This is a genomic window from Streptomyces sp. 3214.6 (assembly GCF_900129855.1).
Lineage (GTDB): Bacteria > Actinomycetota > Actinomycetes > Streptomycetales > Streptomycetaceae > Streptomyces > Streptomyces soliscabiei.
Genome location: NZ_LT670819.1, coordinates 5,328,308 through 5,348,645 on the forward strand (window position 1 = coordinate 5,328,308; position 20,338 = coordinate 5,348,645).

A 20,338-nucleotide genomic window follows, 5' to 3' on the forward strand; every position below is an offset into this window, starting at 1 on the left:
GTTGTGGCGTTACTTGCTCGTGCGTATCTCGACCAGGACGAAGGCGCGTCCGTCCGGGTCGGCGGCCTCGCCGGCCGCCTTCCACTCGCCCTTGCCGACGTCGATGCTCTGCGAGGCGCCGTCGGTGGTGAGCTGCACGGCCGCCTCGTGGTCGGCCTCGCCCTTCACGCCGTAGACGGAGGGGATTTCGAGGCTGAGGTAGCCGGAGGGGCCGGTGGCGCGGAAGCAGACCTTCTCGGTCTTGCGGGAGTACACCTCCATCAGACCGGTGCCGGAGGCGCAGTCGGCGAGCGTGATGTGGCCGTCGCCGCGCTTGAGGGTGATGCCCTTCTGCGCCTTGATGGCGTCGGCGCCCGGGTAGTTGAAGTCCTCGGCCAGGTAGCCGGGTGCGCCGTCGACGACCGTGGCCGCGCGGGCGGCGGAGTGGTCGGCGGAGGTGTGGTGGGAGGCGCCGTGGGCCGACGCGAAGGCGACCGCGCCGGCGCAGGCCGCGGCGACCGCACCGGTGGCGATGATCCGCCGTGCGAGTTTCATGGTTGTCCCCCTGATTGGAGTTTCCTTGCGTGCCCTTTGCGTTTCCTTTAGGGAAGGGCGAGTTGAGTCCGTGCGCCGCCTGAGGCATGCCGAAAGGGCATCCGGCGCGCGACCGCGGGTCAGGTGGTCGCAGAGGACGGTGCATTCAAACAGGTGTGCGAGTTGACTGCCACTGATTTGACCGATGGATCCCGGAGGAATCCGGACAGACGGGTCGTGTGGTCTTTCTCATTGCTCCCCCGTGTAACTGAGCACTGGTCAATTTACACACGGATCCCATAAGTTCACCCCTGCAACGACACCATCTGTTGACAGGTGCGGCAGCAGCCGCCGCGTGCGTCGGGGCCCGACCAGCCCGTTCCGCACCGGCATGGACCCGCACAGGTTCAGCCGACGACACCCGGCGGCCCACCCACGACCAGGGCGCCACCGCCACCGGGTGCATATCCATGGGGGATTCTTGGACACCACGTACTGGAGCAGGCGCCGTCTGCTCACCGTCGCCGGCGCCGCCACCGCGGCCACCGCGGTCTCGCTCGCGGCACCCTCCCGGGCCCTGGCCGCCGCCGCCACCGCCTCCGCCTCCGCAGGCTCCACGGACCTGCCGAGGCTCCCTCAACTCCCGGACACCGCCCGCGCGAAGGTCGTCACCGCGTGGAAGATCGGCGGACGGTCCGTCAAGAGCGCGGCGACCCAGGCACTGACCGGCTCCGCCGCCGACATCGAGAGCTTCCTGAGCACGGGTCTGGCGAGCGCCACCGCCGAGGACAACCGTTTCGCCCTCCTCAAGGCGCTGCCCGCCACCGGCAAGGGCACCGCCCGCGACGCCGCCGCCGCACTCACGGCCGGCGACGACGCCATCGCCGCCTTCCTGACCGAAGGCTTCAAGTCCGCCGAGCTGGAAGACCTCCGCGTCACCACCCTGACCATCCTGAACAGCGGTGGTACAGGCGTGAAGCGCGAGGCGCAGAAGGCCCTCGACACCGGCACCGGCGACGCCCTGACCGACTTCCTGCTGAACACTCAGATCACCGCCCGCCGGGAGGACGAGCGGGCCGAGGTCTTCAAGGTCCTCGCCACCGCCTCCCCGGAGGTGAAGAAGTACGCCGAGCGCGCCCTGGACGACGGCAGCCCCTCCGCGATCCACTGGTTCCTGAACACCGGCCAGTACATCGCGCGGGCCCGGGACCAGGAGACCGCCACCATCGAACAACTGGTGGCGATCGTGGAACGCGAAGGCAAGCGGGCCCAGCTCACCTCCGACCGGGCCGTCGCCGCCTCCGCCAAGGCCAAGGAGGCCGCCGACAAGGCGAAGGAGGCAGCCCAGCAGGCTGCCGCCGAGGCCGCCGCGGCCCGCGACGACGTCGCCAAGTCCGGCAAGGCGGCCCGCAAGGCCGCGTCCGCCGCGCAGGGCGCCGCCGCCGCGTCCCGCACCGCCATCCAGGCCTCGGCCGCCGCGCACTCCGCCGCCCGCCGAGCCTCGTACGCCGCCACCGCGGCCGCCCAGGCCGCGGCGACCGCCGGACGGGCCGCGTCCACCGCCTACTCCGCCGCCATCGCCGCGGCGAACGACGCGACCAAGGCCAAGGCCGCCCGCCTGGCCGCCGACGGCGCGAACAAGGCCGCGTCCCAGGCCCGTACGGCAGCCAAGGCCGCCGACGCGGCGGCGACCGCCTCCAACCAGGCGGCGGCGGCCGGTTCGGCCGCCGCCGGCGCGGCCCGCAACTCCGCCGCCGCGGCCCAGGCCGCCGCCACCGCCGCCGCGGCGTCGGGTGCCGCCCAGTCCGAGGCCGCCGAGGCCAAGGCCGCCGCCGCCGAGGCCGACGCGCAGGCGGCCCGCGCCACCCGCGCCGCGAACACCGCGCAGTCGTTGGCCAACACTGCCGCGCAGGCTGCCGCCGCCGCCCGCGACGCGGCCAACTCCGCGGCCACCCACGCCGAGAACGCGGCGAAGGCGGCCAAGGCCGCGGCGGACGGCGCCGTCAAGGCGGCCGAGTTCGCCGCGACGGCCACCAAGTGGGCGAAGGAGTCGGTCACGGCCGCCGAGGCCGCGGTGAAGGCCGTCCAGGACGCCGAGGCCGTCGAGAAGGCCGCCCGCGACTCCGAGGCGCAGAAGCTGGCCGAGGACACCGAGCAGTCCCTCATCGAGGCCCGGGAGATGGCCCGCGCGGAGGCGGAGGACCGGGAGAAGGCCGGCAAGGCCACCACCCAGTCCGACGCCCTGGACACCGCGACCAAGGACCTCATCGCCAAGGCCGAGAAGGCCTACGCCGCCGGGGACACCGCGCAGGCCGTCTCCGTCGGCCGCCAGGCCGCGATGAACCTGATCTCCACCACGATCGGCACCTGGACCCGGGACGCCGCCGAGCACGCCCTCGCCGGCGCCGACGAGGACGTCCTGGCCTGGGTCGCCGCCGACCGGCAGATCGCGCAGAACCAGGACGACCGTGAAGTGGTCCTGGCCGTGGCGAAGGTGTCCACCGAGCTCGTCGCGAACGCCGCCCAGGCGGCACTGGCCGCCACCGACGCGGGCGCCGTGGGCGCCTTCCTGACCACCGGGATCAAGGCGGCCGCCGCGGAGGACAACCGCGTCGCCCTCCTGAAGATCCTCAACGGCAACCCCGGCAAGGCGGTCTCGGCGGCGGCGCAGGCCGCGCTGAACGACGGCTCGCCCCAGGCCCTGCACGGCTTCTTCACCACGTACGCCGACAACATCAAGCAGGACGACCAAGTCGCCGTCTTCACCATCCTCAACACGGCCGGCCCCTACACCAAGGCCGCCGCCCAGGTGGCCCTCGAGGGCCCGACGTGGATGCGCCGCGACTTCGTCACCACCGTGTGCCACCGTACGGCGCAGCTCGACTACGACTCCGCCACACACGTCGCGGCCATCCGGGCCTCCATCGCCCGCGCCGCGAAGATCGCCCAGGACGCGCAGAAGGACGCCTACGAGGCGTCCAAGGCCGCGGCCGAGGCGCGCAAGGCGTCGGACGAGGCGGCGAAGTGGGCGGACAAGGCGAAGGCGTCCTCCAAGCAGGCCGGCATCTACGCCACGCAGGCCGACGCCAACGCGACCGACGCCGAGCAGTCCGCGAAGGACGCGCAGGCGTCCGCGGACAAGGCGAAGACCGCCGCCGCGTCCGCGCGCACCGCGGCACGGCAGGCGAACTACTCGGCGAACCAGGCCGTGGCCTCCGCCGCTGCCGCCGTCGCGTCCGCGAGCCAGGCGCAGGCGTCGGCGAACGCGGCCCGCGCCTCCGCCGACGCGGCCGGCAAGGACGCCGCGGCCGCCGCCAAGGCCGCCACCGAGGCCCGCGCGACGGCGGTCGCCAAGCGTCAGCAGGAGCTCGCCGAGGCCGCGCGCAAGGCGGCGGAGGCGGCGAAGCAGAACAAGCAGAACGGCGTCGACCCCGCCGACAACAACGGCAACGACAAGGTCGACAACCCCGAGGGCTGGGGCAGCAAGGACGACTGGCGCAACGTCGCGCAGGCGCTGAACGCCATCAGCGCCGTCTCCGGCACCGTCGCCGCGTTCAGTCTGCTCATCCCGCCGCCCGCCGGTGAGGCGATCGCCGGGGTCGCGGGCACCATCTCGTGGGTCACCGGCATCGGCTCGGCCGTCATCACCGGTTTCACCGACGGCTGGACGTCCGACGCGTTCTACGGCTCCGTCGCGGGTCTCGCGGTCGGCGCCCTCACCGGCGGCTTCGTCCTCGGCAAGATCAAGGTGCCGGGCATGTCCGGTGCCATCGAGTGGGGTGCCCAGGGCCTGAAGAGCGGTCTGGTGACGGCCAGCCGGATCGGCCATGAGATGGTGGGCCCGGCCGTCACCTATGCCACGACGGCGTGGGATTCGGCGGGTAACGCCGTGTCGGACGTCGGAGACGCCATCTCCGACGGCTGGGACTCACTCTTCTAGGACCTCTGTTCAAGGGCTCCTCTTCCAGGGCCATCTTTCTAGGACCACCCATGTTCCTGTCGCTGTCCACCAGCGTCTGGATCCTCATCGCGGCGGGGGCGACGATCGTCAACCTCGCCGCGATGCAGTGGATCATCCAGATTCCGAAATACAAGAAGAAGCAGTTCTGGATGCCGGCCATCGGCATCGTCGGTCTGGGCGCACGAGGCCTGGCCCAGCACGACGCGCTGCCCGCGACCCTCTATCTCTACGCGGCGGTCATGGTCATGTTCCCGCTGATGCTGGCTCCCGTGCGCGGCACGATCACCCGGGACTACTACCGGTGGGTCGAGGACCCGACGACGAAGGCCAGCACGGGCGCGATGGCATGGATCATGACCTCGATGACGATCATGCTGATCGTCATCGGCGCCGTCTACGCGGCGGGCGTGTAGGCGGCGCCGATCGCTTCAGGACGCGCTGGGCGTCCAGTCGCCCAGCCAGTCACCGACCTCCTGGCCGGTGGCCTGGGAGTCGGTCAGCTGGGGGCGGTCGGAGCTCGCCGCGCCCGCGCCCGCACCGGTGTTCTTGTACTCGGCGAACCGGTCGTCCTTCCAGGAGAAGCCGCCCATGTCGGACCACGGGGTGGTCTTGATCGCGGCGCTGAGGGAGGTGTTGCGGACGGTGGCCTGTGGGTCGAGGCTCGCGTCGCCGCCCGCGTGCCAGTTGCGGCCGAGGTAGAAGCTGCGGTCGGACACGTCACCGTTCACCGTGGAGTTGGCGATCAGGATGCCCTTGCGGTTCGCGGCCGTGCTGGGGGCCGTGACATAGCCGGCCGAGGTGCCGTTCCAGCGCTTCTTCAGGGTGATGACGGACTTGTCGATCACCGCGGTGGCGCGGCCGAAGATGAAGTCGGTGTTGCCGACGACGTAGGAGTTGGTGATGTAGACACGGCCCAGCCTGTCCTTGGACGCGGTGTCCACCAGCAGGGTGTCCTGGTCGCCGCTGACGATGACGGAGTCGAGGAACACCTTGTCGGCGGAGGTGCGCAGGGCCACCGCCTGCTGGGCGATGTCCTGGTGGGCGGCCTCGTCGAAGTCGTTGGAGATGGTCAGGTTGCGGGCCTGGAAGTCGTCCGCGTCGACGGCGACGGTGGCGCTGCCGCCGGTGCCGTACGTGCCGGAGCCGTCGGGCTTGGGCGTACCGGACGCGTTGTTGTAGACGATCGTGGTGTCCTTGCGGCTGCCGCCGGTGCCCTGGATGGTGACGTGCGGCTTGTTCGCCGGGACCTTGACCAGTTCGCGGTACGTTCCCGGCTTGACGGCGATCACCACGCGCGAGGGGTTGTTCGCCGGTACGGCGTTCACGGCGGCCTGCACGGTCGAGTACTGCCCGCTGCCGTCCTTGGCGACCGTGAGCGTGGTGGCCGCGGCGGCCTTCGGCGTGGTCGTCGTGGTCGTCGTGGTGGCGGTCGTCGTGCCGATCGAACTGCGCGGCCCGGCCCCCGACTTGAGGAGGGCGGGCACGTCCGCCGCCTTGTCGAGGGAGTAGCCGTAGTACGTCTTCGGGTCCCAGACCGCGCCGCTGCCGCCGCTCTCGTTCTTCCCACTGGTCCCGGAGAACACGTTGCCGCGCTCGACGAGGGTGGCGGTGGCGTCCCGGACGACGGGGTTGGTCATGCCCTGGAAGTAGGAGTTCTCCAGGACCATGTTGGTCCTGCCGCGCGAGTAGTTGCCGTAGGACGACTTGATGTCCGTCCCCGCCACGTCCTCCAGGAAGTTGTTGTACAGGTGCGCGTGGGCCACGTTGTCCGTGGAGGGATTGCGCTGCTCGGTCTCGCGGATCCAGTTGTGGTGGATCGTGATGTCGGCGGTGACGTTGTCGGTCCAGCCGATGCCGAACGCCTTGTTCTCCTGGCTCAGCTTGTTCCAGGAGACGGTCAGGTAGGTCGTGTCCTTGCGGCTGTCGATGAGCCCGTCGGCCATGTGCCGGATGTCGTTGTGATCGATCCACACATGGTGCGCGCCGTCCATCTGGATGCCGTCGAAGTCGTGTTCCTTGTCGTTCCAGACACCCTGGTACGCGTCCCGGATCGTCAGGTTCCGGATGATGACGTTGTGAACGCCCTGCCCGAGGAAGAAGCCGCCGCCGACGATCTGCCCGGACGTCCCGGACCCCACGATCGTCTTGTTCGACTGGACCTTGATCTCTTTCCCGACCGGGTTCATGTTGATCGTGGCCGCCACGACGATGACGTACGGCTCACTGGCGGTCGCGTACTTCTCGAGATCGGCGAGGGTCTTCACGGTGACGGTCTCGCCGTCCCGGCCGCCGTAGGTGCCGTTCTGGCCGAGCGCGTTGACGGAGGCGAAGCCGTCGGCGACGGCGGTGGCCCAGGTGGGCGCGGCGGCGGTCGCGGCCGAGGCGTTCGCCTGCCCGCCCGCGCCTAACAGCCCGAGGTCCGTGCCGTAGGCGAGGGTGCCGGCGGCGGTGAGAGCGAGGGGAACGCCGACGGCCAGCGCCCGCCTGCTTCTGCGGTGACGAGGCTTGGCGGACGACTCGGACGACTTGGATGACTCGGGCGGCTCGGGCGGCTCGGGCGACTTGCGGCGGTGGTCGCTCATGCGGCGAACCTTTCCATGCGGGGGGTTTGACTGCCCGTGAGTCGCCACGCCGTACGGAAAGGTTGCCGTTGTTCAGGAGTTCATCCGTCCGCCCCGGCTGACGGCGATGCGGAGTACGTCTCCCAGCGACTCCGTGGCCCTGGTGAGCGCGAAGCGCACCGCTCGCTCGCCCGCCTTGGCATCGGCGAGCACGGCTCCGGCTCCCGCCAACACATGTTCAGCGGAGGCGAGTTGAGCCGCCTCGACGTTGTCGGCGAGGAGGGAGAGACGGCTGTGATCGTCGTCGGTGTCGAGGTAGCAGGGTCTGCCGTCGAGGTTGGTCCAGGGCAGGAGACGGAGGCCGCCGGAGCTCATGCGGACGCCTCCTCTTCCCTGCGCCTCTCAAGCTCGTAGAGCTCTTGGACCCTTTCGAAGCTGAGGAGGTGCGGGATCCGTGGGGGCCGGGCGTCGGCAGGGGCCGTCGGCAGCAGCTCCTGGCTTGGTGGTTCGGGCTGGACGTCATGGTGCGGGTTCCGGTGCCGGGCGGGCAGCGGGATTCGCGCAAGTGTGCGCAGTAGCGACTCGCGAAAACCCGCGATACGTTCCCTCATGCTGGCGGTCCTTCTGAGTACGTCGGCCACGCCCCCGGGTCGAGTGCAGTCGGCCGCGGGGGTTTTCTGTCGTCTGTCGTGGCGTTGGCCTGGCGAGCGGTGATTACCGTTCGTGCCCTGATCGTCACAGGTGCGACGTACTCTGCGGAAGAGGTTCGGTGTTGCCTGGAGCGCCAGGCAACGGGGAGGGGTGACGTGGCCGAAGTGGTCGACGGGGAACGGGAGTCGGGGCGGGTCGTGCTGGGCCGGACGCTGAAGTTCCTTCGGGAGAAGGCGGGCAAATCGCTGGGCCAGCTCGCCGACGACACCGGGTACGACAAGAGCTATCTGAGCCGTCTGGAGTCGGGTGAGCGACTGTCCAAGGTGACCGTCATGGAGGACCTGGACGGGTACTTCGGGGCTGGTGACCTGCTGGTTCGGCACTGGCGCGCGGCGCGGCTGGATGCGTTTAGGGACCAGTACAAGGACTACATGAAGCTGGAGGCGACGGCGCGGGTCATGCGGCTGTTCGCGCCAGGCATGCCTGGGCTTCTGCAGACCGAGGATTTCGCGCGGGAGGTGTTGTCTGGGGCTCAGACAACACCTGACGGCGACGAGGCTGTCGAGGAGCAGGTGGCGGCACGGCTCGGACGGCAGTACCTCCTGCGCCAGAAACCCGAGCCCGACGTCCGCGTCATCATGGATGAGTTCGCGTTTCGGCGCCCCGCGGCCCGGGGCAAGACGTGGCACGATCAGCTGCTTCATCTGGAAGCGGCTGCGATGTGGCCCAACGTGGCGTTGCAGGTACTCCCGTTCTCAGCGGGTGTCCACCACCATATGAATGGGTCGCTGACCCTGCTCTGGCAGAAGGACGGGAGTGCTGTTGCCTACACGGAAGGCAACAGCAGCGGTCTGCTGGTCGAGGATCCGGACGAGGTCCTACGGCAGCGATTGTCCTACGATCGGCTCCGCGACCTGGCGCTGTCCCCGTCGGACTCGCTCGCGTTCATCAGGGACGTACTAGAGGAGTACAGACACCATGACGCACACTCCTGATCTCAGCGCCGCGGCGTGGCGCAAGTCGTCTTACAGCGACGGGGGAGCCAACAACTGCGTCGAGGTCGCCGACGGCTTCCCCGGCATAGTCCCCGTCCGGGACAGCAAGTCCCCGACGACCCGCCCGCTGGTCTTCTCGGGCCCGTCCTGGTCCCGGTTCGTAGCAGGGGTCAGGGGAGAGGCCGGTCCGCGCACGTTCGGGTGACATATGCCGGAAGTCCTGGTGTTCGAGGCGTCGCCGCCAACACGCTGGATCTCGTGACCACGACACGAACGACTGATCCACGGAGTGCGAGGCGGCTATGGTCGTAGACACGAAGCGTCGAAGGAGGGCATCGGTCATGACCGCTCACGCCACGGAGAACGACCAGGTCATCCCGCCCATGCCCGAGCGGACGCCGAAAGCGCTGCGAGCGGCCATTGCCCAGCATGCTCCCGAGCTCCTCCCGAGTTTCGACGAGCACTGGAAGTGGGCGATCGCTGACGCATACAACGTGACCCCCGTGCACGCGTTCATTGCCCTTTGGTGGGGCGAGTTCGCCATCGCCCGCGACCCCGAGTTGGACGCGCACGTGCGCGATCTCGAACACCGAGCCGCGTACGAGTGCACCGACGTCGCCGAGGCCAGGGCACTCCTGGAAGAGGCGTCCAAGATCTACTACCGGGTCCGAGAATTGGAGCCCGGAGAGTGACTGACGGGTTCATGGGGCCGCCCTGGCAGATGGACTGGCGGCTCGATGCTCATGCTGCCTTCGAGGCACTGCCTGACCACGTTCGTGAGATCGTTTTAGCCGCGCGTGGCGAACTGGTCACGGCGAAGGACCCGTATTTTCGAGGAATCGACGCCGATGCCGGGCTTCCCGAAGGCATGCGGGTCATGCCGATTTGGTCTACTGATCCGAAGGGTCGCCACGTCTGCTTGTTCGACAACGGCAAGGGCTGGCTGAAGTACACCTTCGTCCGCCGAACCGATGATCCACAGATCGTGGTCGAAGAGGTCTTCTGGCTGGGCGACGACCCGCCTAAGGAACCTCCGGCGGAGGCGTAGGAGCCCCCGGCAGTCGTACCGTAGCCACCGTGCCGCCGCCGTCCGCGCGGGACAGGGTGATGTCGCCGCCCGCCTGCTGCACCGTCCGCGCGACGATCGACAGGCCCAGGCCCGAGCCCGGCAGGGCTCGCGCGCTCGGGCTGCGCCAGAAGCGGTCGAAGACGTGGGGGAGTTCCTCGGTGGAGATGCCGGGGCCGTGGTCGCGGACGGTCAGGATGCCGCTGCCCAGCTCCACCTCGATCGTGCCGCCCTCGGGGCTGAACTTCACGGCGTTGTCGAGGATGTTGACGACCGCCCGCTCCAGGGCGGAGGGCTCCGCCCGGACGTACCAGGGCTGCAGATCGGCGGTGATGGTGAGCTCCGGGCCGCGGAGCCGTGCCCGGCGCAGGGCGGACTCGACCGTGTCCTCCAGCGAGACCACCTGCACGCGTTCGCCGTGCTGGCCTTCCGAGCGGGACAGTTCCTGCAGGTCGCCTATGAGGGCCGCCAGCTCCGTCATCTGCGCCTTCACGGAGGCGAGCAGCGCCTTGCGGTCCGCCTCGGGGATCGGACGGCCCGTCTCCTCGCTGCGGGTGAGGAGCTCGATGTTGGTACGGAGGGAGGTGAGGGGCGTGCGCAGCTCGTGCCCGGCGTCCGCGATCAACTGCTTTTGCAGCTCACGGGAGTTGGCGAGGGAGGCGGTCATCGAGTTGAAGGACCGGGAGAGCCGGGCCACCTCGTCGTCGCTGTCGTCCTCGACGGGGATGCGGATGCCCAGGTCCTCCGTCCGGGCCACATGCTCGACGGCTTCCGTGAGCTTGTCGACGGGACGCAGCCCCGCCCGGGCGACCGCGAGGCCGGCGGCCCCAGCGCCGAGGACTCCGATGCCGGAGACGAGGAGCAGGATGAGGGCGAGGTCGTTGAGGGTCTTCTGGGTCTCCTTGAGGGAGACGCCGAGGACGAGCGCGTAGTCGGGGTAGAGCTGGGTGGCGGGTCCGAACCCTGCCATGAGGGGAGTGGTCCGTACCCGCACGTCCTTGCCGTCGGAGTCGGTGGTGCTGTGGAAGGTGTTCATGCCAGGGACGGGGTTTGCCGCGACGCTCATGTCCTCAGCCGTGGCCTTGACGACACCCTCCGATTCGCTGAACACGCAGACAGTGCCGTCCGACTTCACCACCTGCACGTAGTAGTCCCTGGGGCGCATGCTGTCGGACGAGCCGCTCGCGGTCTTCGGACAAGCCGCCAGCAGAGCCGCAACGTCGCCTTGGTTCAGCCTCGCGTTGGCGCTGCCGAGCTGCGCGTCCACCTGGTCGTACAGCTTCCCCTGCACGATGAACCAGCACGTCACCGAAACCGCCGCCACCGCGAAAGCCACAGCGGCAGCGACCAGCATCGACAGCCGGGCCCGAATGGGAAGGGTCCGCAACCGTCGTAGGACCTTGTTCACTCCGCGCCGCCCTGTCGCAGGACGTAACCCACGCCCCGCACGGTGTGCACGAGACGCGGCTCACCGCCTGCCTCGGTCTTGCGTCGCAGGTACATCACGTACACGTCCAGCGAGTTGGACGACGGCTCGAAGTCGAAGCCCCAGACCGCCTTCAGGATCTGCTCCCGGGTGAGGACCTGGCGCGGGTGTGCCATGAACATCTCCAGGAGGGTGAACTCCGTGCGGGTCAGTTCGACCGCGCGCCCGCCCCGCGTCACCTCCCGCGTCGCGAGGTCCATGCGCAGGTCGCCGAAGGTGAGGGCCTCGTCCTCCTCGGCCGCGACCGCGCCGGCCGCCGCCGCGTAGGAGCTGCGGCGGAGCAACGCACGCACCCGGGCGAACAGCTCGTCCAGTTCGAACGGCTTGACCAGGTAGTCGTCCGCGCCGGCGTCCAGTCCCGTGACACGGTCGCCGACGGTGTCACGGGCCGTCAGCATCAGGATGGGGGTGGTGTCGCCCGCGCCCCGGATGCGGCGGGCCGCGGTGAGGCCGTCCATGCGGGGCATCTGGATGTCGAGGACCACCAGGTCGGGGCGGTAGGCCGTCGCCTTGTCCAGGGCGTCGGCGCCGTCGACCGCGACCTCCGTGTCGTAGCCCTCGAAGGCGAGGCTGCGCTGGAGTGCTTCGCGCACCGCCGGCTCGTCGTCGACGATCAGGATGCGCTGGGTGTCACGGTCGCCTTCGGCGGGGCTCATGGGCGTGGATTCCTCGGGTGCGGTGGGACGACGGGAGGCTGGACCTGCTGATCGTGCCTGAGTGTCCTCAGCCTCGCACGGTTCCCGATGGGCGCGTGGAGAGCGGGTCGGGGTGGGATCAGCCGCGCAGTGACGCGAGCCGGTTCAGCTGAACCTTGCGCAGGTGCGGGCGGGCGGCCGTGGTGCGCAGGCCCATCAGCTGCGGGACTGTGGGGACCGTGAGCTGCGGGACCGCCACCTCGGGGGCCCGGCTCGGGGCCGTCGGGGCGTGCAGCCCGAATGCCACGTCGAGGGCCAGGGCGAGGTCGGCCGCGCCGACACCGGTCACCGTGTGCGAAACCTGCTTGATCTGCTGGATCATGACGTACTCCCTGGCTGGTCTCACTGGTCGGATGTCAGCTGGTCAGCTGCCGGGTGTCAGCTGCCGGGTGTCAGCTGTCGGAGCCGCCGGCCCGCAGCGTGGCGAGGTCGGCCTTGACGGTGTTGATGGGGATGGCGAAGCCGAGGCCGACGCTGCCGGCGTCGGAGGAGGAGGACGAGTCGGCCGCTGCGGAGTACATCGCGGAGTTGATGCCGATGATGTTGCCGCCCGCGTCGATGAGCGCGCCGCCGGAGTTGCCGGGGTTGAGGGAGGCGTCCGTCTGGAGGGCCTTGTACGTCGTCGTGGACGTGCCCGTGTCGCCGTTGAACTGCCGGCCGCCGAACTGGAACGGCCAGTTGCCGTCCCCGCCGCCCTGCTGCTGGCCCTGGCTCTCGTCGGTCGAGACGGTCACATCACGGCTCAGCGCGGAGATGATGCCGCTGGTGACGGTGCCGGTCAGGCCCTCGGGGGAGCCGATCGCCACCACCGTGTCGCCGACCTTGACGCCGTCGGAGTTGCCGAGGGTCGCCGCCTTCAGGCCGGAGGCGTTCTCCAGCTTGATCAGCGCGAGGTCCTTCTTGCTGTCGGTGCCGACGACCTGCGCGGTGTACGACTTGCCGTCGCTGGTCGTGACCTTGATCGAGTTCGCGCCCGAGATGACGTGGTTGTTGGTGACGACCTCGCCGCCGCTGGTGATGATCACACCGGAGCCGGTGGACGTCCCGTTGCTGAGCGTGGCGCTGACCTCGACGACGCTCGGGCTGACCGCCGCCGCGATGGTCGCCACGTCACCCGTCTTGCTGGAGGGCACCACGTTGGTGGTGGTGGACGAGGAGACCACCTGGTCCTTGCCGGTCAGCTCCTGGATGCCGTAGGCCGTGCCGCCGCCTATCGCCGCCGCGACGATCGCCACGGCGGCGAGCAGCGTGAGCGGACCGCGGGTGCGCTTCTTGCGGGGGGCGGGTTCGGCGGCGACCGGCATTCGGTGACCGGTTCCGCCATGGCCGCCATAGCCGCCGTGACCGCCGTGACCGTCGCCCCCGGCGGGCTGGTAAGCCGGCGGAGGCGGCCACTCCGGGTTCACCGGAGAGGAGCTCATGGAGGAGGCGTGCTGCTGGGCGCCCTCGTACGGGGCCTGGTACGGGTTCTCGACGTTCTCGTACTCGCCGCTGCGGCGGATGCTCTCGGTCATGGAAAGAAGCTTCCCGCCCAACCATGAGAGGTTCCTGAGCGCTCCCTGAGAACGCCGCCAGAACCTCGTTCGTCCGAAATAAAGACGGCTCCGCGCGTCCGCGCAGGTCTCTCAGACGAACCTCATAAAGCCTGCCCACAGGCCGCCGGAGGCTACTGACAGCCGCAGGACCTGCGGATCACCAGCCGCGACGGGAACACCTTCAGCCGCTCGCGCCGCGAGCCCACGACCCGCAGCCCGTCGTCCAGGACGAGGTCGACCGCCGCGCGGGCCATCGCCGGGCGGTCCGATGCGATCGTTGTCATCGGCGGGTCCGCGAGGCCCGCTTCCTTGATGTCGTCGAAGCCGATGACCGCGAGCTCGCCCGGCACGTCGATGCGCAGTTCGCGCGCCGCGCGCAGCATGCCGATGGCCTGGTCGTCGGTGGAGCAGAAGATCGCGGGCGGCCGCTGGGGGCCGGCGAGGATCTTCAGGGCGACCTGGTAGGCGTCGTAGCGGTTGTACGGCGCCTCGAAGAGACGGCCCTCCGTGCTCAGCCCGGCCTCGTCCATCGCGCGCCGCCAGCCCTCGACGTGGTCGGAGACGGGGTCGCCGACCGAGGGGGTCTCGGCGGTGCCGCCGACACACGCCACGTACGGGTGGCCGTGCTCCAGGAGGTGGCGGACGGCGAGCTGGGCGCCGCCCAGGTCGTCGGTGACGACGGCGACATCGTCGATCGCCTCGGGGCGTTCGTGCAGCAGCACCACCCGGGCGTCCCACGCGTCGATCTCGGCGGCCGCCTGGTCGTTCAGCGCGTGGCTGACGAGGATGAGGCCCGAGACGCGCATGCCGAGGAACGCCCGCAGATAGTGGACCTCGCGCTCGGCGACGTAGTCGGTGTTGCCGACCAGCACCATTTTTCCGCGCTCGGAGGCGGCCTGCTCGACCGCGTGCGCCATCTCGCCGAAGAACGGCTGACGGGCGTCGGGGATGATCAGGCCTATGAGGTCGGTGCGCCGGGAGGCCATCGCCTGGGCGACCCGGTCGGGCCGGTACCCCAGCTCCTTGATGGCGGCGAGGACACGCTCGCGCGTGGCCGGGGCGACCGGCCGGGGTCCGTTGTTGATGACATAGCTGACGACGGCGGTGGAAGTCCCCGCCAGTCGCGCCACATCATCCCGAGTCACCTTGGCCACCCGCGGAGTCTACGCGGATGGACCCGCTCCGGGCAGGGCGCACGGAAGCTTCCTGTGCGGGAGCAACGCCCTGCCTGAGCGGGTGCTCGGGCCTACCGGCGGGTACTACGCCTCCGCCGAGACCTCTTCGGCGTCCCGGGCTGCCGCGTTGTCCGCATCCTCCGGGTTTGACCGCTCCGGCCGGTCCGTCTTGGCCTTGGCCTCGTCCGTGGCCCGCTCCCCCTTCTCGGGGGTAACGAATCGATAACCCACGTTCCGCACGGTCCCGATCAGCGACTCGTGCTCCGGGCCGAGCTTCGCGCGCAGCCGTCGTACGTGGACGTCGACCGTGCGGGTGCCGCCGAAGTAGTCGTAGCCCCAGACCTCCTGGAGCAGCTGTGCACGGGTGAACACCCGGCCCGGGTGCTGGGCGAGGTACTTCAGCAGCTCGAACTCCTTGAAGGTGAGGTCGAGGACCCGCCCCTTCAGTTTCGCGCTGTACGTCGCCTCGTCGACCGACAGGTCGCCGTTGCGGATCTCCATCGGGGAGTCGTCGTTGACGATCTGCTGCCGGCCCATGGCCAGCCGCAGTCGCGCCTCGACCTCGGCCGGGCCGGCGGTGTCGAGGAGGACGTCGTCGATGCCCCAGTCGGCGGTGACGGCGGCGAGGCCGCCCTCGGTGACGACGAGGATGAGTGGACAGCCGGGGCCGGTGGAGCGCAGCAGCTGGCACAGGCTGCGGACCTGGGGCAGGTCACGGCGTCCGTCGATGAGGATGACGTCGGCGCCTGGGGTGTCGACGAGGGCGGGGCCCTCCGCCGGGGCCACTCGCACGTTGTGCAGGAGCAGGCCGAGAGCGGGGAGCACCTCCGTCGACGGCTGGAGGGCGTTGGTCAGGAGCAGCAGAGAACTCATACGTCTGGTTCCTCCTCGGTCCCTGCGAGGACGTGGGCACTGCGGCACTGCACTGGTCTGCGCTGTCCGCGCTGCGTTCCCGGGGGCCGTACACCAGCGTCCACCTGGCGTTTCCCGCCCGGTCGCCGCTTTGTATACAAAGCTTCCGAAAGCACAAAAGGACCCGGGGGCTACGCTGCCCGAGTCCTCTGTCTAGCAGAATAGCCCACATGAGCAGCAGTCCGGCAGGTCATGTGGCACGTTCCACCGTTCGTCCGAATCCCGAGACGGACACGCACACCCCATTGCGGACGTTTCTGCCCACCGGCGACGGGATTTCCATCGATTCCGTATACGAACCGGGTGAGGTCGTATACGACGCCTCCGCGCCATCTGCCGGTCATCCCGCGTTCGTGATCGCCCACGGGTTCACGGGGGACGTGGACCGCCCGCATGTGCGGCGCGTGGCGTCCGCGTTCGCCCGGCACGGGGCCGTCGTCACCTTCTCCTTCCGCGGGCACGGCCGCTCCGGCGGGCACTCCACCGTCGGCGACCGCGAGGTGTTCGACCTCGACGCCGCCGTGCGGTGGGCGCGCTCGCTCGGGCACGCGCGCGTGGCGACCGTCGGCTTCTCGATGGGCGGCTCGGTGGTCCTGCGGCATGCGGCGCTGCACGCGGGGACGGTGGACGCCGTCGTCTCCGTGAGCTCCCCCGCCCGCTGGTACTACCGCGGCACGGCCCCCATGCGACGGCTGCACTGGCTGGTCACCCGCCCCGAGGGCCGTCTGGTCGGCCGCTACGGCTTCCGTACCCGTATCCACCACCGCGACTGGGACCCCATACCGCTCTCTCCGGTCGAGGCGGTCCCGAAGATCGCCCCCACTCCTTTGCTGATCGTGCACGGCGACCAGGACGGCTACTTCCCCCTCGACCACCCCCGGATGCTCGCCGAGGCCGCCGGTGACCACGGCGAACTGTGGCTGGAGCCCGGCATGGGCCACGCCGAGCACGCGGCCGACGACGGCCTGCTGGCCCGGATCGGGGACTGGGCGGTCACGCGGGCGGGCTAGCCTGACCGTGTACACAGCCGATCGACAAAGGAACGAGATGCCCAAGGTCACGGTGCGCTACTGGGCGGCCGCCAAAGCCGCGGCCGGGGTCGCCGAGGAGCCGCTGGACGCGGACACCCTCGCCGAGGCCCTCGACGCCGTGCGTGCGCGACACCCCGGCGAACTCGTGCGTGTCCTGCAGCGATGCTCGTTCCTCGTCGACGGTGACCCCGTGGGCACCCGCGAACATGAGACGGTACGGCTGGCCGACGGCGGCACGGTCGAGGTGCTCCCGCCGTTCGCAGGAGGGTGACGATGACCGACCAGCAGCCGTATCAGCCGTATCAGGGGCACCAGCAGCACCAGCAGCACCAGCAGCATCAGGGGCACCAGCCGCAACAGGGCTACCAGGACTATCAGGGTTCCCCGGCCCATCAGGGCTACGACCAGCCGGAGTGGCCCGGGCAGCAGCAGGCACAGGCGCAGGCACAGGCACAGGCGCAGACACCGGCGCAGGCGCAGGGCTACGACGACCCGGACCCGCAGGCCCACCTCCAGTACACGCAGCAGTGGCAGGGCCAGACCTGGGAGACGAGCGTCCAGCCGCCGGTCACCGCGGCCGACCCGGCCCGGACGGCCTACGGCAACCCGCAGTCCGCGTACGGCGACTACGCCGACGGCTACGCGCCCGACGGCAACTGGCAGCAGCAGGCACCCCTCCAGGCACAGCAACCGTCCGCCTACACCCCACCGGCACCTGCACCCCCGCAGGCACAGGCACCCGTACAGGCACCCGCGCCCGCGACCGGCGGCACCGCCGCGACCTACGGTCCCGCCACCCTCGCCGGCAACGCCCGCATCACCGACGCCCAGCGGGCCCGCCTGGAGGGCCGTTCGCCGATCATCGAGCCGGGGATGCAGCCCGCCGCGCTCACCGCGCTCCTCGGACTGCTCCTCTCCGGCACGGCGGCGATCGGCTCGTACGCGCTCCTCGTCCCGCTCGTCGTCCTACAGGCCGTCACGGCGGCGGGCTGGTTCCGGCTGAACGGCATGTGGCCGGCCCGGCAGGGCATCGCGCTGGCCTTCCTGGGCGCGCTGGTCTCGGATGTCGCGCTTCTCGTGGCCGGCCGCGAGAACGCGCCCGCCGCGATCCTCGGCTCCCTCGGCGTCTGGGTGCTGCTCTGTCTCGTCCTCCAGCTGCGCTCGCACGCCGACCCCGACGAGCGCATGTACGGCCTGATGGCGACCGTCGCCTCCTCCGCGCTCGCCATCCTCGCCACCGGGCACCTCGGCGCGGAGCCGGACGCGGTGACGGTCGGCGCGGCCGCGGTCGCCGTCGCCGTACTGGCCCGGGCGCTGCCGCTGCCCACCCCGGCCTCCGTCGTCGTGGCCCTGCTCGCCGCGGCGGGCGCGGGCATCGCGGTGGGTCAGATGACCGGGCTGGGCGCGAAGGGCGCGCTGCTCGGCGCGGGCGCGGCGGTCTGCGCGCTCATCGGCCACCGGGTCGCGAGCTACGACTACCCCTCCCGCTTCGTCCACTTCACGGCGGGCGTGGCCCTGCCGCTGGCCGCCGCGGCGCCGGCGGTCTACGTGCTGGGGCGCGCGCTGGCGTAGGGAAGCAAGAGGCGGTAAGGGTCTGTCACAGGTGATCGACAATTCGGCGGACGCCCTTCCACGGCGGGTTACCTTGAACTCTCGTCAGTGAGTCGTGAGCCAGTGATGTCAGGGTGTCAGGGGGAACCACCGCATGCGTGCGCTTCGAATACTGCTGGTCGTCGTCGTGATTCTGGGCGGCCTGTTCGTGCTCGCGGACCGGCTGGCCGTGAACTTCGCGGAGGGCGAGGTGGCCGACAAGCTGAAGGCCAAAGAGGGCCTCGCCACCACCCCGGACGTGTCCATCAAGGGCTTCCCGTTCCTCACCCAGGTCGTCGGCGGCTCGCTGGACGACGTCGAGATCGGCATCAAGGACTACGAGGCGGCCACCGGCACCAGCGCCCGGACGATCCGCATCGATGACCTCCAGGCCGACATGAAGGGCGTCGACTTCTCCGGCGACTACAGCTCCGCCACCGCGGCCAGCGCCACCGGCACCGCGTCCATCACCTACGCCGAGCTGCTGAAGACGGCGAAGTCCGAGCCGACGCAGGTGGTGCGGGGCGTCACCGCCAATGTCATCGGCCTCTCCGACGGCGGCAACGGCAAGATCAAGGTCGCCGTCGAGGCCACCGCCTTCGGCAGCAAGCTGCCGCAGCCCGTGTACGTCCTCAGCACGGTCACCGTCTCCGGCGACACCGTCCGGGTGCACGCCGACTCGCTGCCCAGCTTCGGCGGGGTCCGGGCCGCCGAGAACGAGGTGCGCTCGATCACCGACTTCGAGCAGAAGATCGACGACCTGCCCGGCGGGATCAAGCTCGACAAGGTCGTGGCCGCGAAGAACGGTGTGGAGATCTCGGTGAAGGGTTCGAACGTCAGGCTGGCAGGGTAAGGCTGATCTCCGTCGGCCGATGCCTGGCGGAGCGGCCGACCTCTTGGTGGACGGCAGATGTCCGACAGACGAGACGCCGCCGTCCGTACCGTAGATGTGATGACGGATGCAAGCGCCCGGAAGCCGTGCACCGACGGCCCGGGCGCTTCTCGTGTCCCACTATCCGGACGATCGCATCTCACCATTCGGAGTACTGGTGACACGCCCGCCTGTCCGTCCCTACGATCGACGGCATGATGCAGCGACAGGCGGATCTCACGAAGCGGCGGGCAGTAGACCTGTGCCGCGTCGCCGCCATGCTCTGTCGCCCCTTCTGAGCGGAAGCGCCGCCGGCCTTCCGCGCCTCCCGGCGCCCTCACCCGAGGGCATCCGTGCGCCGGCCGCCGGCGAGACCCGCCTCGCGCACCCCCTTTCTTGCACACCCCCGCCGCACCTGCCCCGGAGGAGAACGAGCATGAGCCGCAGCGACGTCCTGGTCGACGCCGACTGGGTCGAGGCCAACCTCGACAACGCCGACATCGCCATCGTCGAGGTCGACGAGGACACGTCCGCGTACGAGAAGAACCACATCCGGAACGCCATCCGGATCGACTGGACCAAGGACCTTCAGGACCCGGTCCGCCGTGACTTCATCGACCAGGAGGGCTTCGAGAAGCTCCTGTCGGCGAAGGGCATCGCCAACGACACGCTGGTGATCCTGTACGGCGGCAACAACAACTGGTTCGCGTCCTACGCCTACTGGTACTTCAAGCTGTACGGCCACGAGAACGTCAAGCTTCTCGACGGCGGCCGCAAGAAGTGGGAGCTGGACGCCCGCGAGCTGGTCGAAGAGGTGCCCGAGCGCGCCGAGACCTCCTACACGGCCAAGCCGCAGGACAAGTCCATCCGCGCCTTCCGTGACGACGTCGTGGCGGCCATCGGTTCGCAGAACCTGGTCGACGTGCGTTCGCCCGACGAGTTCAGCGGCAAGCTGCTCGCGCCGGCCCACCTCCCGCAGGAGCAGTCGCAGCGTCCGGGCCACGTCCCGTCCGCCCGCAACATCCCGTGGTCGAAGAACGCCAACGACGACGGCACCTTCAAGTCGGACGACGAGCTCAAGGAGCTCTACGCCGACGAGCAGGTCGACCTGGCCAAGGACACGATCGCCTACTGCCGCATCGGCGAGCGCTCGGCCCTGACCTGGTTCGTGCTGCACGAGCTGCTGGGCGTGGAGAACGTCAAGAACTACGACGGCTCCTGGACCGAGTACGGCTCCCTGGTCGGCGTTCCGATCGAGCTCGGCGCCAACAAGTAAGACCGCCCCTTTCAACGACC

At 70.0% G+C, this 20,338-nt stretch carries 21 protein-coding genes; 12 read left to right on the forward strand and 9 right to left on the reverse strand.

Annotation, left to right across the window (positions count from 1 at the left end; translation table 11 throughout):
- Positions 1-9: 9 nt before the first annotated feature.
- The gene (locus B5557_RS24015) at positions 10-534 is read right to left on the reverse strand and encodes a hypothetical protein (protein WP_099936544.1); all 525 of its coding nucleotides are present in this window, start codon (positions 532-534) and stop codon (positions 10-12) included.
- 460 nt (positions 535-994) lie between these two features.
- On the opposite strand from B5557_RS24015, the gene B5557_RS24020 reads away from it, so the two are divergent.
- Both B5557_RS24020 and B5557_RS24025 read left to right on the forward strand, forming a co-directional pair.
- Positions 995-4,453: an ALF repeat-containing protein gene (locus B5557_RS24020; protein ID WP_079661397.1), complete on the forward strand. Its 3,459-nt coding sequence runs from the start codon at positions 995-997 to the stop codon at positions 4,451-4,453.
- 50 nt (positions 4,454-4,503) lie between these two features.
- On the forward strand, positions 4,504-4,887 hold the full coding sequence (locus tag B5557_RS24025; RefSeq protein ID WP_079661398.1) for a hypothetical protein: 384 nt from the start codon (positions 4,504-4,506) through the stop codon (positions 4,885-4,887).
- Positions 4,888-4,902: 15 nt separating this feature from the next.
- Here B5557_RS24025 and B5557_RS24030 read toward each other — a convergent pair whose 3' ends face one another.
- Together B5557_RS24030 and B5557_RS24035 are read right to left on the reverse strand one after the other, a co-directional pair.
- Positions 4,903-7,056, reverse strand: coding sequence for a pectinesterase family protein (locus B5557_RS24030; protein WP_079661399.1), 2,154 nt, complete (start codon positions 7,054-7,056; stop codon positions 4,903-4,905).
- Between the two features lie 72 nt (positions 7,057-7,128).
- A complete protein-coding gene (locus B5557_RS24035) occupies positions 7,129-7,410 on the reverse strand; it encodes a hypothetical protein (RefSeq protein ID WP_079661400.1) in 282 nt (93 codons plus the stop codon).
- Between the two features lie 431 nt (positions 7,411-7,841).
- On the opposite strand from B5557_RS24035, the gene B5557_RS24045 reads away from it, so the two are divergent.
- From B5557_RS24045 to B5557_RS24060, 4 genes are all read left to right on the forward strand, one after another.
- Positions 7,842-8,681 (forward strand): helix-turn-helix domain-containing protein, encoded by an 840-nt coding sequence (locus tag B5557_RS24045; RefSeq protein WP_079661402.1) that lies wholly within the window; start codon positions 7,842-7,844, stop codon positions 8,679-8,681.
- The gene (locus B5557_RS24050; protein WP_079661403.1) at positions 8,665-8,886 is read left to right on the forward strand and encodes a DUF397 domain-containing protein; all 222 of its coding nucleotides are present in this window, start codon (positions 8,665-8,667) and stop codon (positions 8,884-8,886) included. The genes B5557_RS24045 and B5557_RS24050 overlap by 17 nt, the downstream gene beginning before the upstream one ends.
- Positions 8,887-9,022: 136 nt before the next feature.
- On the forward strand, positions 9,023-9,373 hold the full coding sequence (locus B5557_RS24055; RefSeq protein ID WP_079661404.1) for a DUF6247 family protein: 351 nt from the start codon (positions 9,023-9,025) through the stop codon (positions 9,371-9,373).
- Positions 9,370-9,729 carry a hypothetical protein gene (locus B5557_RS24060; RefSeq protein WP_079661405.1) on the forward strand — a complete coding sequence of 120 codons (360 nt, stop codon included), beginning with the start codon at positions 9,370-9,372 and terminating at the stop codon, positions 9,727-9,729. The genes B5557_RS24055 and B5557_RS24060 overlap by 4 nt, the downstream gene beginning before the upstream one ends.
- Here B5557_RS24060 and B5557_RS24065 read toward each other — a convergent pair.
- The 6 genes from B5557_RS24065 to B5557_RS24090 all read right to left on the reverse strand — a co-directional run bounded on the left by B5557_RS24065 (position 9,704) and on the right by B5557_RS24090 (position 15,511).
- The gene (locus tag B5557_RS24065; RefSeq protein ID WP_079661406.1) at positions 9,704-11,155 is read right to left on the reverse strand and encodes a HAMP domain-containing sensor histidine kinase; all 1,452 of its coding nucleotides are present in this window, start codon (positions 11,153-11,155) and stop codon (positions 9,704-9,706) included. The two genes, B5557_RS24060 and B5557_RS24065, sit on opposite strands and share 26 nt — an antisense overlap.
- Entirely contained in the window at positions 11,152-11,889 is a 738-nt protein-coding gene (locus B5557_RS24070; RefSeq protein WP_079661407.1) for a response regulator transcription factor, read from the reverse strand. Before B5557_RS24070 ends, B5557_RS24065 begins: the two co-directional genes overlap by 4 nt.
- Positions 11,890-12,007: 118 nt before the next feature.
- A complete protein-coding gene (locus B5557_RS24075) occupies positions 12,008-12,250 on the reverse strand; it encodes a hypothetical protein (protein WP_079661408.1) in 243 nt (80 codons plus the stop codon).
- 70 nt (positions 12,251-12,320) lie between these two features.
- Complete coding sequence (locus tag B5557_RS24080; protein ID WP_079661409.1) at positions 12,321-13,442, reverse strand: S1C family serine protease; 1,122 nt, start codon at positions 13,440-13,442, stop codon at positions 12,321-12,323.
- Between the two features lie 152 nt (positions 13,443-13,594).
- The gene (locus B5557_RS24085) at positions 13,595-14,617 is read right to left on the reverse strand and encodes a LacI family DNA-binding transcriptional regulator (protein WP_079661410.1); all 1,023 of its coding nucleotides are present in this window, start codon (positions 14,615-14,617) and stop codon (positions 13,595-13,597) included.
- Positions 14,618-14,722: 105 nt separating this feature from the next.
- The gene (locus tag B5557_RS24090) at positions 14,723-15,511 is read right to left on the reverse strand and encodes a response regulator transcription factor (protein WP_079661411.1); all 789 of its coding nucleotides are present in this window, start codon (positions 15,509-15,511) and stop codon (positions 14,723-14,725) included.
- Between the two features lie 209 nt (positions 15,512-15,720).
- Between B5557_RS24090 and B5557_RS24095 the strand changes: the two genes are divergently transcribed.
- From B5557_RS24095 to B5557_RS24120, 6 genes are all read left to right on the forward strand, one after another.
- Positions 15,721-16,560 carry an alpha/beta hydrolase gene (locus B5557_RS24095; protein WP_099936549.1) on the forward strand — a complete coding sequence of 280 codons (840 nt, stop codon included), beginning with the start codon at positions 15,721-15,723 and terminating at the stop codon, positions 16,558-16,560.
- 37 nt (positions 16,561-16,597) lie between these two features.
- Complete coding sequence (locus B5557_RS24100) at positions 16,598-16,852, forward strand: MoaD/ThiS family protein (protein WP_079661413.1); 255 nt, start codon at positions 16,598-16,600, stop codon at positions 16,850-16,852.
- A gap of 2 nt (positions 16,853-16,854) precedes the next feature.
- Entirely contained in the window at positions 16,855-18,153 is a 1,299-nt protein-coding gene (locus tag B5557_RS24105; protein ID WP_079661414.1) for a hypothetical protein, read from the forward strand.
- Positions 18,154-18,286: 133 nt separating this feature from the next.
- Entirely contained in the window at positions 18,287-19,024 is a 738-nt protein-coding gene (locus B5557_RS24110; protein ID WP_079661415.1) for an LmeA family phospholipid-binding protein, read from the forward strand.
- 236 nt (positions 19,025-19,260) lie between these two features.
- Positions 19,261-19,341: an Ms5788A family Cys-rich leader peptide gene (locus tag B5557_RS46300; RefSeq protein WP_351335063.1), complete on the forward strand. Its 81-nt coding sequence runs from the start codon at positions 19,261-19,263 to the stop codon at positions 19,339-19,341.
- A 137-nt stretch (positions 19,342-19,478) separates the two neighbouring features.
- Positions 19,479-20,318 (forward strand): sulfurtransferase, encoded by an 840-nt coding sequence (locus B5557_RS24120; protein ID WP_079661416.1) that lies wholly within the window; start codon positions 19,479-19,481, stop codon positions 20,316-20,318.
- The last annotated feature ends 20 nt before the right edge of the window (positions 20,319-20,338 follow it).